Source organism: Pedobacter panaciterrae (genome assembly GCF_013204795.1).
Taxonomy (GTDB): Bacteria; Bacteroidota; Bacteroidia; order Sphingobacteriales; family Sphingobacteriaceae; genus Pedobacter; species Pedobacter panaciterrae.
In genome coordinates this window covers 158,008-177,604 of sequence record NZ_JABMKW010000017.1, presented here as the reverse complement: position 1 = coordinate 177,604, position 19,597 = coordinate 158,008, and the positions used below count along the sequence as shown (strand labels likewise).

Below are 19,597 nucleotides of genomic sequence, written 5' to 3'. Positions count from 1 at the left end.
GTTTTTAAAACTTTATTCTTTATTGCTGGTTTTATGATAAAGAATTTACATTTGCTAATCGAGTGAAAAAATAGGGGGGCTTATGGAAAATATACCAGTACAAAAAGTTGATATAATGTCTTATGCAGGCAAATGGTATTCGCTATGTTCCATACCTACTATTATGGATAAAGACTGGTATCAAACTACCGAAACTTATGTAATACACCCCGATGGTTACTATGCTGTATTTACAACATATAAAGTTGTTGGGACTGATGAGCAAAGATATACCCGATCAAAACTTTTTGTAACCAGGGGCAGTAATAATGCTATTTTAAAGGCTCAATATGTATGGCCTTTTAAAGTTGACTATTGGGTAGTGGAACTGGCCGATGATTATTCGTATGCCGTGGTTGGGCATCCTAAGCACAGGCATCTTTCTATTCTATCGCGTAAACCGGGCATGGCTGATAAACTACTTGCAGAAATTATTGACAGGTGTGGGCAGCGCGGTTATGATACCTCAAAGCTTGTTTCTCAGGAACATCACATTCTTTCTTGTGCTGATGCAGCACTAGCCTGATCTTAAAATTTAGAAACACCTTACATCACAGTCAAAAAATACCTATTTTTGGACTTCCATTCTTGAATTCCGAAACGAGTAATTTGATTACAATATGTATTTGATTTTTGATACCGAAACTACAGGTTTACCACGCAATTGGAATGCCCCGATTACTGATACAGATAATTGGCCCAGGTGTATTCAAATTGCATGGCAGCTTCATGATGAGTTTGGTAATCTTATCGAAAACCAGGATTATCTTGTAAATCCTAACGGATTCAATATTCCTTATGATGCCGAACGTATTCACGGCATTTCAACTGAACTTGCGCAGGAACAAGGAATTGAATTACAGGAGGTGTTAGAGAAGTTTAATATTGCACTTTCTAAGGCAAAATTTATTGTAGGTCAGAACATTGGTTTCGACGTTAATATTATGGGATGCGAGTTTCATAGGATGGGTGTAGAAAGTCCGATGGCACAGATGCCTGTTCTTGATACCTGTACAGAAACTACGGCCGAGCTGTTGCGTCTTCCCGGGGGTAGAGGAGGCAGGTTTAAACTACCTAATTTAACGGAACTTCACGAATACCTTTTTGGTGAGCCATTTTCGGAAGCACACAATGCTACTGCCGATGTAGAGGCAACCACACGTTGCTTTTTTCAACTTCTCAAAATTGATGCCTTCCGACCTGATCAGTTACAGACAGACCAGAACTATTTACGTCTTTTTAAAGAAAAGAACCCAGGGGTAATAAACCGCATCGGTTTAACACATATAAACCTTAAGTCGGCCTCTGATGATATCAGGAAAAGGTTGCAAAAAACCAGCGGTGGACCTTCTAAACAGGAACTCGCAGGTAATAAAGAAGAGCTTAAAAACGCTTCTTTTGCGCATTTACATAACCATACGCAGTTTTCTGTTCTACAGTCGACCATTAATATTCCTGCGCTTATAAAGGCGGCGGCCGCCGAGAAAATGCCAGCTGTAGCGATGACCGATCATGCAAATATGATGGGAGCCTTTCATTTTGTAACCCAGGTACTCAATCATAATAAAGCCATAGAGGCTAAAAATGCTGCTGCTGTAGAAAAAGGAGAGGAACCTACTGATGTTGTTTTAAAACCAATAGTTGGGTGTGAGTTTTTTGTATGCGAGAACCATGAAGACAAAAAACGTAAAGATGATGGTTATCAGATGGTATTGCTGGCCAAAAATAAAAATGGCTATCATAATCTGGCAAAAATGTCGTCCATTGCCTATACCAGAGGTTTTTACTATGTTCCAAGGATAGATAAAGCGGTTATTGAACAGTATAAGGAAGATATTATCGTATTATCAGGAAATCTTTATGGAGAGATTTCCAGTAAATTACTGAATATTGGAGAGCGTCAGGCAGAAGAAGCTTTGCTATGGTGGAAAGAACAATTTGGCGACGATTTTTACATCGAGCTTATGCGTCACAATCAGGATGATGAGAATATTGTAAATGTTTCTCTTGTTTCCCTGGCGCGCAAGCATGATGTGAAAATTGTTGCTACCAACAATACGTATTACATTAGTAAAAAGGATGCAAATGCGCATGATATCTTACTTTGTGTAAAAGATGGTGAGAAACAAGCTACACAAATAGGTCGTGGCCGAGGTTTTCGGTATGGTTTGCCTAATCAGGAATACTATTTCAAATCTTCGGATGAGATGAAGGCACTTTTTGCTGATCTTCCTGAAGCAATCTTAAACATACAGTCTATTGTAGATAAAATTGAGATCTATAAACTCGCCCGTGAAGTTCTTTTGCCTAAGTTCGATATCCCCGAAGAGTTTCTAGTTGCCGAGGATGAAGAAGATGGAGGAAAACGTGGAGAAAACAAATTCCTGCGTCATCTAACTTATGTAGGTGCTAAAAAACGGTATGGCGAGCTTACACCGGAAATTATTGAGCGACTTGATTTCGAGTTGCAGACTATCGAAAAAACAGGTTATCCAGGCTATTTCCTTATTGTACAGGATTTTATTGCTGAAGCAAGAAACCTTGATGTTTCTGTTGGACCTGGTCGTGGTTCAGCTGCGGGATCGGTGGTTGCGTATTGCTTATGGATCACCAACATAGATCCGATTAAATATGACCTCCTTTTTGAGCGTTTCCTGAATCCGGATCGTGTATCCATGCCCGATATTGATATCGACTTTGACGATGAGGGCCGTGGCAGGGTAATGGACTATGTAATTAAAAAATATGGATCAAACCAGGTTGCTCAGATCATTACTTATGGTACCATGGCGGCAAAATCTTCGATCAGAGATACTGCACGTGTACTGGATCTGCCACTTTTTGAAGCTGATAAAATAGCCAAGCTCATACCTAATATGAAGCTTGCCAAAATATTTACGCTTGATGAAAAGACTTTAAAAGGTGCTTTAAGAGCAGATGAATATGAAAAGGTTTTAGAATTAAAGGTATTATCTGAAGCTAAAAACCTAAGTGCCGAAACCATTCTTCAGGCACAGATTCTGGAAGGATCATTACGTAACACAGGTATACATGCTTGCGGGGTAATTATTACGCCTGATGATATTACGAACTTCGTTCCTGTTTCTACAGCTAAGGATTCTGATCTGTATGTAACGCAGTTCGACAACTCTGTTGTGGAAAGTGCGGGTTTGTTAAAAATGGATTTTTTGGGGTTAAAAACGCTAACCCTTATTAAGGATACAGTAAAGCTTGTTAAACTCGGCCATGGGGTAGATCTTGATCCTGATAATTTCCCTATCGATGATGAAAAGACATATGAGCTTTTCCAACGGGGAGAAACCATAGGTATTTTCCAGTACGAGAGCAACGGAATGCAGAAATACATGAAGGAGCTGAAACCTACTGTTTTTGGCGACTTAATTGCCATGAATGCGCTGTATCGTCCTGGACCTTTAGAGTATATCCCAAGCTTTGTGCGCCGGAAAAACGGAGAAGAAGAGATTAAGTATGACCTTGATGCCTGCGAAGAATATTTAAAGGAAACCTATGGTATTACCGTATATCAGGAGCAGGTGATGCTTTTATCGCAAAAACTTGCAGGTTTTACCAAAGGTGAAGCCGACGTTTTGCGTAAGGCAATGGGTAAAAAACAAAAGGATGTACTGGATAAGATGAAACCTAAATTTGTAGCCCAGGCCGCAGAGAAAGGACACGACGCCGCTACGCTTGAAAAGATTTGGAAAGATTGGGAAGCATTTGCATCCTATGCCTTTAACAAATCGCACTCTACCTGTTATGCATGGATTGCTTACCAAACGGCTTACTTAAAGGCTCATTATCCGGCCGAATATATGGCTGCTGTGCTGTCAAACAATATGAGTGACATTAAACAGGTTGCCTTTTTTATGGAAGAGTGTAAACAAATGGGAGTTCAGGTACTAGGCCCGGATGTTAATGAGTCGGACATTAAGTTCTCTGTAAATACTCAAGGTGAAATTCGTTTTGGTTTATCTGGTATTAAGGGAGTTGGTGATAAGGCGGTAGAAAGTATTATCGAAGAGCGTAATGTTAATGGTATGTACAAAGATGTTCATGATTTTGCTAAAAGATCCAATACTCGTACTGTAAACAAAAAAGCATATGAGAGCTTTGTTTATAGTGGTGCATTTGATGGCTTCGGTTATCATCGTGCACAGTACTTTTTTGTGGGTTTAAATGAGAAAATGAACGGTATTGAGAAGCTTATCAAGTTTGCCAACGATTTTTCAAATAATGAATCCTCATCTCAATCGTCTCTATTTGGAGGTTCGGTTGCCGATATGATTTCAGAACCATCACTTCCTGTTGCACCGGAATGGAGTTTAATTGATCGGTTGAAATTTGAAAAGGATGCTATTGGGATATTTCTGAGTGGCCATCCACTTGATAATTATCGTTTAGAATTAAAGGAATTTTGCCAGCAAAAGGTTAAGCATCTTTCTGTGGTTAACAAAATAAGAACTGGTGATACAAATGAAGAGGTACTTGCAGAGTTTGAAGGGATAAAAAACAGAGAATTAGTTGTAGGAGGATTGGTAGTGGTGGCAGCTCAAAGGATGACCAAAACCGGAAAGCCTTTTGGAACTATGGTTTTTGAAGACTATGATGACAGCTGTGAGCTTGCTTTGTTTGGTGATGATTTCATTAAATTTAAGCAGTTTCTTACTGATGGTTATTTTCTGCAGATTCGCGGAAGGGTTGGAGAACGGTTTAGAAAAGAGGGCGATTGGGAGTTTAAGATCACTTCGATTAACCTGCTTTCGGAATTAAGGGATAAGTTAGCCAAGTCTGTAACAATTCAGGTACCGCTTGAAAGGATAGACGATGACTTTATGACTCAAATTAATGCGATATTAGAAGACAATAAGGCCAATACTGATCAACAAAATTGCCAGCTACTTTTTGAGGTTTATGATAGGGAACAGAATGTGAACATTAAAATGCCTTCTAAGTCGGTTAAAATCAATCCTAGTAATCAACTTTTAGAACAATTGCAGAGTTTGGATGTTCATCCTAAGTTGAACTAATGTCATTTTGGCATTAGTAAAGTAGATGGCACTACAATTGATTATATATTTGCATCAGCAATAGCCTGATAAGTTTATACTCACAGAGTTTATGCCACAGGCTTTTAACCGCTGATTTCAATAGAAAAAAATAAAATAAAAATAAGAATTATGGCTTTGGAAATTACAGATGCAAACTTCGAGGAAGTTGTATTAAAATCAGATAAACCCGTTTTGGTTGATTTTTGGGCAGAATGGTGTGGTCCATGTCGCATGGTTGGACCATCAGTGGATGAGATCTCAAAAGAATACGAAGGAAAGGCAATCGTGGGTAAAGTGAATGTAGACAACAACCCTCAGATCTCAACTCAGTTCGGAATCCGCAACATTCCTGCATTGTTGTACTTTAAAGACGGTCAGGTTGTAGATAAGCAAGTTGGTGCAGTTCCGAAATCTGTATTAGCACAGAAATTAGATAAGCAGTTATTATAACTCAACATATACTAGTTTAAAAAGCGTTCATAACTTATGAACGCTTTTTTTATATTTACAATATGCAATCGCCGTTTGATGAACAATCCTTACACTTTAACAGTAATTTAGAACTTCTTGCCCGACAGGTGGTAGAAGGCTTTATTACCGGTCTTCATAAGAGTCCATTTCATGGCTTTTCGGTTGAATTTGCAGAGCACAGGCTTTACAATGTGGGTGATAGTGTAAAGAATATTGACTGGAAACTGTTTGCCAGAACAGATAAACTGTTCAGTAAAAGGTACGAAGAGGAAACCAACCTTCGTTGCCAGTTTATCATAGATGTATCATCTTCTATGTATTTTCCGGTAAACGAATACAATAAGCTCAATTTTTCGATACAAGCCACTGCAGCATTAATTTACTTATTAAAACGGCAGCGTGATGCCTTTGGTCTTAGTCTTTTTACAGATCATTTATTATTAAATACTCCGGCGAAATCTACTACGACACATCAAAAATATTTATTTACACATCTGGAAGGGATATTAAAATCTCAAAAGATGGATGTAAAAACTAATGTAGATCAGGCATTGCATCAGATAGCGGAATTGATTCATAAACGCTCATTAGTGGTAGTTTTTAGTGATATGCTGAATACCATGCAGGATGAGAACGAAACTGAAGCGTTGTTTTCTGCACTGCAACATTTAAAGTTTAACAAGCACGAAGTAATTATTTTTAATGTTACCGATAAATCAAAGGAAGTAGATTTCGGCTTTGAGAACAGACCCTATGAGTTTGTAGACATGGAAACCGGTGCCACTCTTAAGGCGCATACATCCAAAGTAAAAGAATCGTATCTGTTAAAAATGAACAGTTATAGACAAGCTATTCAGCTTAAGTGCACTCAATATAAGATCGATATGATTGATGCCGATATTTCTGCCGGGTTTTATCCCATATTGCAGGCCTACCTCATTAAAAGACAAAAGATGAGCTAAGGATTTGTTGCCAGTTCGGTATTCTTTAAAATAACAGAACAGGCGTATTCAATTTCCTCGTTGCTGATAATTAGTGGAGGGGCTACACGCATAGAGTTGCTGCAATGTAAAAACCAGTCGCTTATTACGCCATCAGCAATGCAAGCATCAATGATCTTTTTGTTTGTTTCGAAATTCTCAAACTCGATGGCAATCATTAAACCCTTACCACGCACTTCCTTTACTGCCGGATGTACCAGTAATTTCTTAAATAGCTCACCTTTTTCAGTTACCCCGTCAACAATATTTTCGTGAAGAATGGTCTGTAATGTTGCCAGGCCAGCGGCGCAGCTAACAGGATGACCGCCGAAGGTTGTAATGTGGCCAAGTATCGGGTTGGTTGCCAGAGTCATCATGATCTCTTTTGAACTGATAAAGGCGCCGATAGGCATGCCGCCACCAATACCTTTGGCCAGTAAAAGAATATCAGGTACAATGTCAAAATGTTCAAAGCCAAATAGTTTACCAGTTCGTCCAAAACCGCATTGTATTTCGTCAAGCACTAATAATGTACCGGTAGCAGTGCATTTCTCTCTAAGCGCTTTAAAATAGGCTTTATCGGCAATTCTAATTCCTGCTTCACCCTGTATGGTTTCAATAAATACTGCTGCGGTATTTGTAGTGATGAGATCCAGATCAGTTAGGGAGTTGTATTCAATAAATTTAATATGAGGTAATAAAGGGCGGTAGGCTTGTTTAAACTCCTCATTGCCCATTAAGCTTAACGCACCTTGAGTACTGCCATGATAGGAATTGTTGCAGGAAATAATCTCTGTACGATTTGTATAGCGTTTTGCAAGCTTCATTGCGCCTTCCACGGCTTCTGCTCCGGAATTTACAAAATAAGTACAATTTAAATTGGCAGGAAGAACATCTGCAAGGGCTTTGGCAAAATTGACTTGTGGACTTTGAACAAACTCGCCATATACCATGATATGCATGTAACTTTCGGCCTGATTTTTTACTGCTTCCACAACGGCAGGATGACAATGGCCAACATTGCTAACGCCAATGCCGGCAATTAAGTCGAGGTATTTTTTGCCCTCAGTATCATAAAGATACATTCCGCTGGCTTTATTGAATTCTAAAAGAAGAGGTTCTAATGTGGTTTGAGCGTTATGTTGAAGAAATAACTGACGTTGTGTAAGCATACACAAAGTTAAGAATTATTTTGCTACACACCTTTTTAAGGCCTTTTATTACGGTATCTTGATAGTAGTTCGCGTTTAAAGGTTTCCTGTGCTCTATAGTATTTTCCTATAACCTTAATGGGTAAGCTCGCTTTTAGTTTTGCGTAATATTTCTTGTCGAGGTTTAGTTCTCTTTGTTTAAAGCTAAAATCATTAACAATAAGTGTTTGCACTTCGCTATCAGAAAGTTCATCAATTTCGGGCATTTTTCTGAAACTGATCATCTTTTGTCCACGTTCTTTACGCAGTTGGGATTGTTCTTTTTGGTAATCATTGTAGATTGGCCAGAAGATCTTAGCTTCTTCAGCTGAAAGCTCAAGTTTTTGCGTTAAATAAGTAATCTTATAAGATTCAATTTCTTCGCGTTTCTTGTCATCTGGCTTTTGTGCCATTGCAAGAAATGGAAATGCGAAAAGGAATGCTATAATGGTTAAATTTTTCATTTCTTCTATAAATTATAAACTTGTTGCAAGCTCATTCTGCGAATAATTAGTTAGTATATAATTTTCTAAATCAGTATCTGCTACTGTGGACTTAGGCTGTGTAATATCGGTACTGCTAATGTGATCTATAATTACTTGCTCATCTATGTCGTATAACATTTGCTCTGTGGCCAAATCTGAAGAAACTGTTTGTTGCGCAGGACTTTGCTGTTGGTTGAAATACAAACCTACGCCAGTTATTAATAAAAAGCAGGCTGCCGAAGCGTACTTAACGAGATTGGAATTCCATAAGCGTATAACTTTAGGTTTTGCAATTGGTTTTGTTTCACCTACTGTTTTTGCTAAAATATTGGCTTGCAATTTTTCAAAGTAATGATCTGGTACAGTATGCCCATCATTTTGAATAACAGATTTTAATTTTTCAGTACTAATTCTGGCATTGATACTTTCGCTCAATTCATTAAAATAATGCGCAGGAGTAGTAAACCCGGTTTCCCGAACTCCCTTCATCCATTCATCGTTTTCAAAATCTTGTTTCATTACAAATGTATTGATGCATTAATCGCCAAAAGGTTTAAAAGGTAATGTCTTCATTTAGCATAAAAACTTCAATTTTTTTTACAGCTATGTGAAAAGAGGCTTTTAAAGCACCTACACTGGTGCCAGTGATCTCCGAAATTTCCTCATATTTAAGTTCATCAAAATATTTCATATTAAATATAAGTCTTTGTTTTTCAGGTAAAGTTAATAATGCTTGCTGTAGTTTTAGCTGTATTTTATCCCCATTAAAATAAGATGAAGCTATCAGGGTCTCTGCCAGTTCATCAGATACCTCGTCTAAAGGAGTATTGTTTCTTTGTTTCTTTTTATTGAGAAAGGTGATAGATTCGTTGGTAGCAATCCTGTATATCCAGGTATAAAGCTGCGAGTCGCTGCGGAAAGAATCGAGATTTTTCCAAACCTTAATGAACACATCCTGTACCAGATCATCCGCATCGTCATGATCAATTACCAGGCGTCGGATGTGCCAGTAAATTTTTTGTTGATATTTATTTAAAAGCAGGTTAAAGGCTTCATCTCGAGTTTTTGTGTTTGAGAACTTCTCTAAAATCTCTGAATCTTCAACCTGCTTCATTTATTCTATTTTGGTTGGATAGGTAATTTATTTTTTTGCTCTTTTAATTACTTTTTGAGCTGCTTCAATAATATTAATTGAATCTAATCCGTATTTAGTCATTAACTGATCAGGAGTACCACTTTCCCCGAAGCTGTCGTTAACAGCAACAAATTCCTGAGGAGACGGAAGCTCAGTTGAAAGTAATCTTGCAATGCTTTCTCCTAATCCGCCAAACTTATTGTGCTCTTCGCAAGTAACCACACATCCTGTTTTCTTTACAGATTTCAGAACTGCTGCTTCATCTAAAGGTTTAATGGTGTGGATATTGATGATTTCAGCATCAATTCCCATTTCTGCTAATTTTTCACCAGCTTCAATGGCTTTCCAAACCATGTGTCCGGTAGCAATAATGGTTACATCAGTACCTTCATTTACCATCCATGCTTTACCGATTTCGAATTTTTGATCAGGATCGGTGAATACAGGGATTACAGGGCGACCAAAACGCAGATAAACTGGTCCATGATGCTCAGCTATAGCAATAGTAGCAGCTTTTGTTTGATTATAATCACAAGGGTTAATTACAGTCATGCCAGGAAGCATTTTCATTAAACCTATGTCTTCAAGAATCTGGTGAGTTGCGCCGTCCTCTCCAAGGGTTAAGCCAGCATGGGAAGCACATATTTTTACGTTTTTGTCAGAATAAGCTACCGATTGGCGGATCTGATCATAAACCCTGCCTGTAGAAAAATTGGCAAAAGTTCCTGTAAAAGGAATTTTACCGCCAATGGTTAAACCGGCTGCAATACCAATCATGTTTGCCTCAGCAATGCCGATCTGGAAAAAGCGTTCAGGGAATTCTTTAATAAAGGCATCCATTTTTAAAGAGCCCACTAAGTCTGCGCATAGTGCTACTACTTCAGGATTTTTTTTACCTGCTTCAAGTAATCCTGCTCCAAAACCAGAGCGGGTATCTTTTTTTTCAGTGTATGTATATTTTTTCACGAGTTTTCTATTTTTGTTTAACTGTGTTCAAGCTTGCTGCGCAGGTTTTCACGAGTTTTCTATTTTTAGTTAATGGTGTTCAAGCTTGCTACGCAGGGTTTCATTAAAAGCTATTTAATAATCTTTTAGCGTACTTGGTAATTGGGCAAGAGCTAGTGCAAGTTGCTCGTCGTTTGGCGCAACACCATGCCATTTATGCGATCCCATCATGAAATCAACACCTGCACCCATTTGGGTGCTCATTAAATTCAAGATTGGCTTACCTTTTCCTAATAGTGATTTAGCATAATGCAATGCCTTAACTATAGAATCCATGTCGTTGCCATCAGAATTGATCACATGCCATCCAAAAGCTTCAAATTTTGCCTGTAGATTTTCAAGAGATAATACTTTTTCAGTAGGACCATCAATTTGCTGTCCGTTATAATCAACCGAAGAGATCAGGTTATCTACTTTATTAAAAGGAGCATACATAATCGCTTCCCAATTTTGACCTTCCTGTAACTCTCCATCACCATGTAAAGAATATACAACCGAGTGATCTTTATTTAATTTTTTTGCAAGGGCTGCTCCGATAGCAACAGACATTCCCTGACCTAAAGATCCAGAGGCAATTCTAATGCCTGGAAGTCCTTCGTGAGTTGTGGGGTGACCTTGTAACCTTGAATTTAATTTTCTGAAAGTTGCCAGTTCACTAATGTCGAAATATCCTGACCTGGCCAGAACACTATAGAAAACAGGCGAAATGTGTCCGTTAGAAAGGAAAAACAAATCTTCGCCTTTTCCATCCATTGTAAAATCAGTAGAGTGGTTCATTACCTCGAAATACAGTGCGGTAAAGAAATCTGCACAGCCTAGAGACCCTCCCGGGTGACCAGATTGGCAGCCGTGTACCATTCTAACAATATCCCTTCTTACCTGAGAAGCAATATCTTCTAATTCTTTGATTGTATGTTTCATTAATTGGGGTTGTTGATTAATATGACAAACTTAACTAAAACTGCGCAAGCATTCATGCGCACAGTTAAAATAAATATTCCAATTATAGGGCTTATATTTTAAAAAATACTCAGATAATAATAAAAAGGAATATTAAAAGACATGGCAAAAAAACGCAGGTCAGAAAATACTTGTTTTAGCTACTACTAAATTGTTTTTTGTTGATCTAAACTGAAAGGGTGTAATATTAAACTATGCCGACAATTGAAAAATAATTTTTTAACATTTAGAAAATATTTGTTTATATTTATGTTAGTTGCATACCAAACAAAGAAATAGATGCATGCCAACCAATTAAAATATTGGAGTGAATCAGATCTTTTCGTTAAACTCAGTGAGGGGAACGAGCGGGCCTTTGGCCACGTATTTAAGAAATATTTTTCTTCTCTATGTTATTTTGCGAACAAGTATGTGTTTGATGTGCAGGAAGCCGAGGACATCGTTGAAGAGGTTTTTGAGAAACTTTGGAAATGCAATCATCATATCAGTTGTTCAGAGCATTTGAGATCGTATTTGTATATGGTTACCAAGCGTACCTGTATGGACCATCTTAGCAAGAATAATCATGCTAAAGAAAGGCAATTGAATTTTGCGATGCGGATTGGAGATCAGGAACCAGATTTTATTTATGAAATGATTCGTTCCGAGGTTTTAAGGGATATTTACCTCGAAATTAATGGTTTGCCAGAACAATGTAGTAGAATTGTTTCTATGAGTTATATTGAGGGGCTTCGTAACGAAGAGATTGCAGAAAAGCTTGGACTTTCTGTTCAAACGGTTAAAAATCAGAAAACCAGGGGTGTCTCCATTCTAAGAGGCAGGCTTGTATAGTACTTTTTATGTTACTTTTGGAAGCGTCTAATTAAATAATTCAAGGCAGAATAGGTCGCTTCGGCACTTAAAGCTTCTATTTCAATTGAATTTACATCCCAAAGAGCCAATCCATCTCTCGCGTGCATTAACCGACCATTAATTTCAAAAGCCCCAGATATATTGAGAGTATGGAGGATTACATAAAGATTCATTTGACTAATGATAAACCTGTTTTAACATTAATGTCTTTAAAAAAGATACTAGAGTTCATCCCAGAACAGTAATTTAGGCGAATTCACAGAAGTTATATTATTCCTTTATTTCGGCTCAGATCTGTTCAAAATAGAAAGATACAACTGAGTCATATTATACTCCCAATCGGAGAAAGTTATGCGGAGCAGGTTAAAAGGGGTGGCTTAGAACTAAACTATTATGAGGATTTCCTGTTATAAAAGACCTTAATTGACTTCCTTTTTCTAATTTAGTGAAAATTTAATGCCATTTGAATCCTAAAAAAGCGACTGCAGATTTAAACATCAAATCTTTAACTTTTAAAGAGCGGATAGCCGCGTTCAGGAATTTGCCAGAGTTTTTTGAACTGGTATGGCAAACCAGCAGATGGATGACGATAGGCAATTTTGCCCTGCGAATGGCAAGATCAATTATGCCTCTCGCTATCCTTTGGGTAGGTAAGCATATCATTGATGAAGTAGTGCACTTAAGCAATGACGGAACCAGCCATTCACAAGAATATCTGTGGAAACTGGTGGCGTTGGAGTTTGGATTAGCTATACTAACTGATATTCTGAGCCGTGCTATTAATTTGATGGATGGTTTATTGGGTGATTTGTTTTCCAATTATACGTCAGTAAGGATCATGAACCACGCCGCAACTTTAGATTTAGACCAGTTTGAAGATTCGATCTTTTATGATAAACTGGAGCGGGCAAGGCAGCAAACGGTGGGCCGTACTGTGCTATTATCGCAGGTAATGAGTCAGATCCAGGACCTGATTACCATGGGATTTCTTGCAGTAGGATTAGTTGCCTTTAATCCATGGCTCATAGTTGTATTATTGGTTACTATTCTCCCTGCATTTTTGGGTGAATCATATTTTAATGATCAGAGTTATGCCCTTTCAAGAAAGAGAACACCTGAACGAAGAGAACTTGATTATGTTCGCTATCTGGGTGCTAGCGACGAAACGGCAAAAGAAGTTAAGGTATTTAATCTTTCCGGTTTTATCATTAGCCGTTTTAAAACCCTCTCAGAAAGATTTTATACAGAGAATAAGCAATTGTCTTTACAGCGGTCTGTGTGGGGCACCTTTTTTGCCTTTTTAGGAAGTACAGGATATTATCTTGCTTATATATATATTATATATAGAACCATTAGTGGAAGTATTACTATTGGTGAACTTACATTTCTGGCAGGCTCGTTCAGACAGATGCGCTCGTTAATTGAAGGCGTGTTGTTACGTTTTACAGCAGTTTCTCAGGGAGCTATTTATCTTAGTGATTTCTTTGAGTTTTTTGAAATCCAGCCTAAAATCCGAAATTTGCCACAGGCTAAGCCCTTCCCGAATCCCATTAGACAAGGTTTTAAGTTTGAAGATGTCGGGTTTCAATATGCACATTCAGAACGTTGGGCTAACCGCCATTTAAGCTTTACACTTCATCCTGATGAGAAGCTTGCATTGGTAGGAGAGAACGGCTCTGGCAAAACTACATTGGTTAAGTTACTGGCAAGGCTTTATGACCCAACAGAGGGTAGGATATTGCTAGATGGGGTGAATTTAAAAGAATATGACCTGGACGAATTGCGGATGAACGTTGGTATTATATTTCAGGATTATCTCCGTTACCAAATGACGTTTGCGCAAAATATTGCAGTTGGAAATATACAAGAACAGGATAATAGAGCTCTGGTAGAAAATTCAGCAAAACAAAGCTTAGCAGATGTACTGGCAGAAAAGCTCCCTTTTCATTACGATCAGATGCTTGGTAAACGCTTTTCTCAAGGAGTAGAGTTGTCTGGTGGTGAGTGGCAAAAAGTAGCTCTGGCCAGAGCGTATATGAAGGATGCACAGCTCTTAATTCTTGATGAGCCAACAGCGGCCCTTGATGCGAGGGCTGAATATGAGGTTTTTCAACGTTTTGCGGAATTAACAAAAGGGAAATCTGCTGTACTGATCTCTCACCGATTTTCTACTGTGCGCATGGCCGATAGAATACTTGTACTAGAGAAGGGTCAATTGATAGAAATCGGCAGTCATGAAGAATTGATCCTTAAGAAAGGAAGGTATGCTGAATTGTTTGATCTGCAGGCAATGGGATATAGGTAAAAAAAGATTTGATTAGTACGATTGAGTTTTCGCATCGTAATAATAGCATCAATCGAAAAAGGATGCAATCAGAAGAGCAAATTAAAAGAATAGTGTCCATCATAGGTAAGCAGATCAGAGGGGAGCTGAACGCAATTGATGAGCGTGATTTGGAGATATGGATATCTGAAAGCAAGACAAACAAGATTTTGTTTGATCAGCTGACGGATCCGTCTTATAGACAAGCTGAACTAATGGAGATGCGAAGTTTTACAAGCGCACCTGCGGCATTTGCAAACTTTATGGAAAAATATGGCGATCGTATACCTACTGAAGATCAAGTATATATTTCTCCAAAACCTGAATTGACAAAGAAATGGGATTATGAATTCTTAAAATATGGAGCCACCGCCATTATTCTTTTAGCACTTTCTACAGGCTTTTTTATTTACCTTAATAATAAAAGCGTAATTGAAAGTAATGATTCGCAAGCCAATTTATTGCCCCGATCTAAAATATTAAGAGCCAACGATCAATCCTTGATTTTAAAACCAAGCCCGCATTCAGCCCTTGTTGATAAGAATACCCATGTTTATAATATAAATATAAAAGAAGCGATAACCTGGAAACAAGGTTTCTTTACCATCAAGAATGAAACTCTTGAATCTCTCATGAAAAGGATTGAAAGCTGGTATGATGTAGATGTAATATATGCCGATTGCAATATTGGTAAAACCTTATACACCGGCTCCACCTACAGGTTCAGTAATATCTATTCATTACTCAATAAGCTCGAAAGAACCGGTCCCGCTAAATTTAAGATTGAAGGCAGAAGGATCATGGTTGAACTTCGGTATCGATAGTTTTTCCCCAATTTGGCTGTCCTGCCCAAATAGCACCACAACTTTTTAATAACATGGTAATTGATAGGATACACAAACGTTTGCGCAAACAAAATGAGCAAATATTAAGTGTAAATAGCATACTTTGGTTTAATGAATGGCTATGCTAGTAACTTGTTGTATATTTTTATACTTTTAGAGAGTAAAGTCAAAAATTTTTTAACAAAAAAACAAAAACAGTAAACAAAACCTAAACAACCTTAACCTAATTATGACCAACCAAACAAAATCGACTGTAATTTCGCCCATTGTAACTATTGGGGCTCTGTTTTTCATTTTTGGCTTTGTAACATGGGCCAACAGCACATTAATACCCTTTCTGAAACTGGCTTGTGGTTTGAAAACTGACTTTGAAGCCTTTCTGGTAACATTTGCTTCTTATATTGCTTATTTCTTTTTAGCATTGCCATCATCATGGATTCTTAAAAAACTGGGCTTTAGAAATGGTATCATTATTGGATTGCTTATTTTGGCTTTCGGTTCTTTAATCTTTATCCCGGCTGCAAGTTCAAGAAGTTTTGGTCTGTTCCTCACAGGTATATTTATCCAAGGTGCTGCTCTATCTTTGTTGCAAACTGCTTCAAATCCATATATTAGTATTATAGGTCCGATAGAAAGTGCGGCGAAACGCATAAGTATAATGGGGTTATGTAATAAATTTGCCGGCATTATTGTACCTATTATTATGGGTACCTTGTTTCTTAAAAATGCGTCTGGTATTGAAGCCAAAATTAATGATGCAGCAACTACCCTTGCTGAAAAAGAAGCCCTTTTAGCCGAGGTTTTAGGTCGCGTTTATACACCTTACATTGTTTTAGCAATTGTATTTACTGCTTTTGCATTGTTCATTAAATACTCTCACCTGCCTGAAGTGGATGTAGATAAGGAAGAGGTAATTGAAGGTGATGATGTAAAATCGACAAAGACTTCAATTTTCCAATTTCCACATTTATTTTTAGGAGCCTTCTGTATTTTTGTTTACGTGGCTGCGGAGGTTATGGCTGGCGATATAATTGGAGTGTATGGTAAAGCTTTAGGGATCAGTGCCGACATTAGCAAGTACTTTACAACACTTACATTAACCAGTATGCTGGTTGGCTATGTGATAGGGATTATCGCTATTCCTAAATACATCAGTCAACAGGCTGCATTAAAAATCTGTGCAATTTTGGGTGTAATATTTATCTGTGCCGCTTATGTAACCACCGGTTACTATTCAGTAATTTTTGTTGGACTTTTGGGGCTGGCAAATTCATTAATGTGGCCTGCTATTTTCCCTTTGGGCATTAAAGGATTAGGAAAGTTTACTAAAACCGGATCGGCAATCATGATTATGGGTATTGCAGGTGGAGCGATCTGGCCATTGATTTATGGCTACCTTAAGGATTATGCACATATGCATTTCCAGCTTGCCTTCTTTGTGAGTGTGCTACCTTGTTATTTATATATATGGTTCTTTGCCGTATACGGACATAAGATTAAATCTTAAGAATAAAGTATAAAGAAGAAAAAGGCTGTCCGAAAAGATAGCCTTTTTTTTGTGTTTATTCATTTATGACAATGGAAATAGGCTGTTTTTTGAACAAAATGAATGAGGCAAATAGGTGCCTTGTTCAGGTTAAAAGGATTATTTTTAAAAAAAAAATGTAAAAAATTAGGGTTTTACATTTGATTAAAATTCTAGTTATGCTTATTTCCTTGTTACGAAAGAAGCTCAATGATATATCTATATCCAGAAAACTATATTTTACCATTGGTATAATCACTTTTTTGGTTATAGTAGAGTTGTGCACTTTATGGTTCTCAATTACGACACTGTCGGCAGTTAGATCTTACGTCGGTGGGGAAGGACTATGGTCCAAATCGCAGAAGAATGCTATTCTGAACCTCAGGGAGTATGGCTACACTTATGATGAAAAGAATTATCACGCTTTTAAAGAATTTCTAAAGGTTCCTTTTGGTGATAAAATTGCCAGAATAGAAATGGGAAAGGCAAATCCTGATCTGGAGGCAGTAAGAGCGGTTTTTTTGCAAGGCAGAAATCATCCAGCCGATATTGATAATATGATTGGCCTCACCAAGAGATTTAGTAAGGTGTATTACTTGAATAAAGCCTTTGTTGCATGGCAAAAAGCTGAGCCGGTTTTAGATGAGCTTCTTACGATTGGTGAGGAACTTCATGCGTTGATTACGGCTCCAAAGATAGATAAGGAAAAGATAAAAATTTTGCTAAACGAAATTGAAAGACTTAATACTGAGCTTACCATTTTAGAAGATGGGTTTTCTTATACACTTGGAGAAGGCGCAAGATGGTTAGAAAGTATGGTGCTTAAATTGGTTCTGGCGCTTTCGATAACCATTGGTACAACTAGCATTGTTATTGCCATATCTATAAACAAAAGTATTAAAAAAGGCCTGGATGTTATCGTAGAGGGGGCCGAACTTGTAAAGAAAGGGCAACTTGACACCCGCGTAAAGATTTTTGCAAATGATGAAATTGGAAGGGTAGCTAATGCATTTAATGAAATGATTGAGACCTTGGAACATAAAGTAGCAGAATCAAAGGTTACGGAAGCTAAACTTGTAACTGAGCGGCATAGAGCTCAATCTTCTGAGAAAGCCAAGCACGTTTTCCTTGTAAATATGAGCCATGAAATAAGGACTCCTATGAACGGTATTCAAGGGTTTGCGAGCTATATTAGAGAGTCCCTGGTTGATAAAGAACATCTTGAGGCAATTGAGATGATTATAAAATCTGCCGATCATTTAATGAGGATATTAAATGACATTTTGGATTTTTCCGGGCTTGGTAATGAGGATGTTGATTTTATTAAACAACCGTTAAAAGTTAGGGATGTAATTAAAGATGCTTGTCTTTATGTGGAATCTAATGCCAAGTTTAAGAAAATTGGTTTAAGCTATTCTATAGGAACAAGAGTACCAAATATTTTTATTGGGGATTCTATCCGGCTCTCTCAAATTTTTGTGAACCTGGTATCCAATGCCATAAAATTTACAGAAAAAGGCGAGGTGGTTATTTCTGCAGATCTTATAGAAGAAACCAAGGAGAATGTGATTATTGAGTTCAGGATTAAAGATACAGGGATTGGAATCCCAATCGAAAAGCAACAGAAAATATTTGAGTTGTTTGAGCAGGGTACAAGTGGAACTTCACGTAAGTTTGGGGGGGTTGGTTTAGGATTGAGTATGGTTAAACGACTGGTTGAACTACAGAATGGAAAAATATTCTTGGAAAGTACCCCGGGAGACGGGTCTGTGTTTTATTTCAGAATGCCTTTTGTGAAAATAAATGATCGTGAAAAGGATAACCATATTCCTGCCGGACCTGATACTGGAGAAGAGCCTGGAAGGGGAATCAAAGTGCTGATTGTTGAAGATAATCCAATTAATCAGCTTTTGGTTATCAAGGTATTGCAAAAGAGAGGATACGAAACCACAATTGCTCAAAATGGGAAAATAGGTATAGAAAAATATAAGAGCGAGGATTTTGATATTATTTTAATGGATCTGCAAATGCCGGAAATGGACGGATATGAGGCCACTAAATACATACGCCGGATGGGCACAGAAAAAGCAGGTATTCCAATTGTGGCTATGACGGCCCATACCATACAGGGAGAGCTCGAGAAGTGCCTGGCAATTGGAATGAATGACTATGTTTCTAAACCTTTTAGTTCGGATGAACTAAATTTAAAGATTCAGCATCTTGTTGGAAGTAAGCATAAAGATGAAAAGTCTGTACTAAAGTAACTCTAAAACCTGTGCAGTTGAATTCTTAGTATCTACCTTTTTTATGATGTGCGAGATGAGGCCAGTTTCATCAATAAGGAAAGTAGTTCTATGGGTTCCCATATATTTCTTTCCATACATGTTTTTTTCGCCCCAAACACCGTAAGCTTCAACAATTTTTTGATCAGTATCAGCAAGGAGTGTAAATGGCAAGCTGTGTTTTGTAACAAATTTTTGGTGTGATTTTTCGTCATCAACACTTACGCCCAATACTACAATTCCTTTGGCTGTTAGTCCCTGATAATTGTCTCTGAAATCACACGCTTCTGCAGTACAACCTGGGGTGTCATCTTTAGGATAAAAGTAGAGTACTACTTTTTTTCCGATAAATTGTGATAAGGAAACATTGTTGCCATCTTGGTCTTTCGCAGTAAAATTCGGGGCCTTTTGGCCTTCTTTTAATTCACTCATAATG

Annotated in this window: 17 protein-coding genes; 9 read left to right on the top strand and 8 right to left on the bottom strand. The window is 37.8% G+C overall.

Annotated elements, in window-relative coordinates; all coding sequences use genetic code 11:
- Positions 1-82 precede the first annotated feature (82 nt).
- The 4 genes from HQN86_RS11960 (at position 83) to HQN86_RS11945 (ending at position 6,541) form a co-directional block, all read left to right on the top strand.
- The gene (locus HQN86_RS11960) at positions 83-565 is read left to right on the top strand and encodes a lipocalin family protein (RefSeq protein WP_172661214.1); all 483 of its coding nucleotides are present in this window, start codon (positions 83-85) and stop codon (positions 563-565) included.
- Between the two features lie 94 nt (positions 566-659).
- Complete coding sequence (dnaE, locus tag HQN86_RS11955; protein WP_172661213.1) at positions 660-5,087, top strand: DNA polymerase III subunit alpha; 4,428 nt, start codon at positions 660-662, stop codon at positions 5,085-5,087.
- Positions 5,088-5,237: 150 nt separating this feature from the next.
- A complete protein-coding gene (trxA, locus tag HQN86_RS11950) occupies positions 5,238-5,558 on the top strand; it encodes a thioredoxin (protein WP_048907690.1) in 321 nt (106 codons plus the stop codon).
- A 62-nt stretch (positions 5,559-5,620) separates the two neighbouring features.
- Positions 5,621-6,541 (top strand): DUF58 domain-containing protein, encoded by a 921-nt coding sequence (locus HQN86_RS11945; protein ID WP_172661212.1) that lies wholly within the window; start codon positions 5,621-5,623, stop codon positions 6,539-6,541.
- Here HQN86_RS11945 and HQN86_RS11940 read toward each other — a convergent pair.
- The 6 genes from HQN86_RS11940 to HQN86_RS11915 form a co-directional block, all read right to left on the bottom strand.
- Positions 6,538-7,731, bottom strand: coding sequence for an aspartate aminotransferase family protein (locus tag HQN86_RS11940; RefSeq protein WP_172661211.1), 1,194 nt, complete (start codon positions 7,729-7,731; stop codon positions 6,538-6,540). The genes HQN86_RS11945 and HQN86_RS11940 overlap by 4 nt on opposite strands.
- Positions 7,732-7,766: 35 nt before the next feature.
- Complete coding sequence (locus HQN86_RS11935; RefSeq protein WP_172661210.1) at positions 7,767-8,213, bottom strand: hypothetical protein; 447 nt, start codon at positions 8,211-8,213, stop codon at positions 7,767-7,769.
- 12 nt (positions 8,214-8,225) lie between these two features.
- On the bottom strand, positions 8,226-8,753 hold the full coding sequence (locus HQN86_RS11930; RefSeq protein WP_172661209.1) for a hypothetical protein: 528 nt from the start codon (positions 8,751-8,753) through the stop codon (positions 8,226-8,228).
- A 34-nt stretch (positions 8,754-8,787) separates the two neighbouring features.
- Entirely contained in the window at positions 8,788-9,348 is a 561-nt protein-coding gene (locus tag HQN86_RS11925; RefSeq protein WP_172661208.1) for an RNA polymerase sigma factor, read from the bottom strand.
- A gap of 27 nt (positions 9,349-9,375) precedes the next feature.
- Positions 9,376-10,335, bottom strand: coding sequence for a transketolase family protein (locus HQN86_RS11920; protein ID WP_048903308.1), 960 nt, complete (start codon positions 10,333-10,335; stop codon positions 9,376-9,378).
- A 114-nt stretch (positions 10,336-10,449) separates the two neighbouring features.
- Positions 10,450-11,316: a transketolase gene (locus tag HQN86_RS11915; protein WP_317171712.1), complete on the bottom strand. Its 867-nt coding sequence runs from the start codon at positions 11,314-11,316 to the stop codon at positions 10,450-10,452.
- Positions 11,317-11,613: 297 nt separating this feature from the next.
- On the opposite strand from HQN86_RS11915, the gene HQN86_RS11910 reads away from it, so the two are divergent.
- Positions 11,614-12,165, top strand: a complete 552-nt coding sequence (locus tag HQN86_RS11910; protein WP_172661206.1) for an RNA polymerase sigma factor — start codon at positions 11,614-11,616, stop codon at positions 12,163-12,165.
- An 11-nt stretch (positions 12,166-12,176) separates the two neighbouring features.
- Here HQN86_RS11910 and HQN86_RS26975 read toward each other — a convergent pair whose 3' ends face one another.
- Positions 12,177-12,359 (bottom strand): pirin family protein, encoded by a 183-nt coding sequence (locus HQN86_RS26975; RefSeq protein WP_262889297.1) that lies wholly within the window; start codon positions 12,357-12,359, stop codon positions 12,177-12,179.
- 290 nt (positions 12,360-12,649) lie between these two features.
- Between HQN86_RS26975 and HQN86_RS11900 the strand changes: the two genes are divergently transcribed.
- The 4 genes from HQN86_RS11900 to HQN86_RS11885 all read left to right on the top strand — a co-directional run bounded on the left by HQN86_RS11900 (position 12,650) and on the right by HQN86_RS11885 (position 19,143).
- Complete coding sequence (locus tag HQN86_RS11900; protein WP_172661204.1) at positions 12,650-14,491, top strand: ABC transporter ATP-binding protein; 1,842 nt, start codon at positions 12,650-12,652, stop codon at positions 14,489-14,491.
- 62 nt (positions 14,492-14,553) lie between these two features.
- Positions 14,554-15,333: a FecR domain-containing protein gene (locus HQN86_RS11895; protein ID WP_172661203.1), complete on the top strand. Its 780-nt coding sequence runs from the start codon at positions 14,554-14,556 to the stop codon at positions 15,331-15,333.
- Between the two features lie 250 nt (positions 15,334-15,583).
- Entirely contained in the window at positions 15,584-16,861 is a 1,278-nt protein-coding gene (locus HQN86_RS11890) for a sugar MFS transporter (protein ID WP_172661202.1), read from the top strand.
- Positions 16,862-17,058: 197 nt separating this feature from the next.
- Positions 17,059-19,143, top strand: a complete 2,085-nt coding sequence (locus HQN86_RS11885) for a response regulator (RefSeq protein WP_172661201.1) — start codon at positions 17,059-17,061, stop codon at positions 19,141-19,143.
- On the opposite strand, the gene bcp is transcribed toward HQN86_RS11885, so the two are convergent.
- Positions 19,135-19,593 carry a thioredoxin-dependent thiol peroxidase gene (gene bcp / locus HQN86_RS11880; protein WP_172661200.1) on the bottom strand — a complete coding sequence of 153 codons (459 nt, stop codon included), beginning with the start codon at positions 19,591-19,593 and terminating at the stop codon, positions 19,135-19,137. The two genes, HQN86_RS11885 and bcp, sit on opposite strands and share 9 nt — an antisense overlap.
- Between the last annotated feature and the right edge of the window lie 4 nt (positions 19,594-19,597).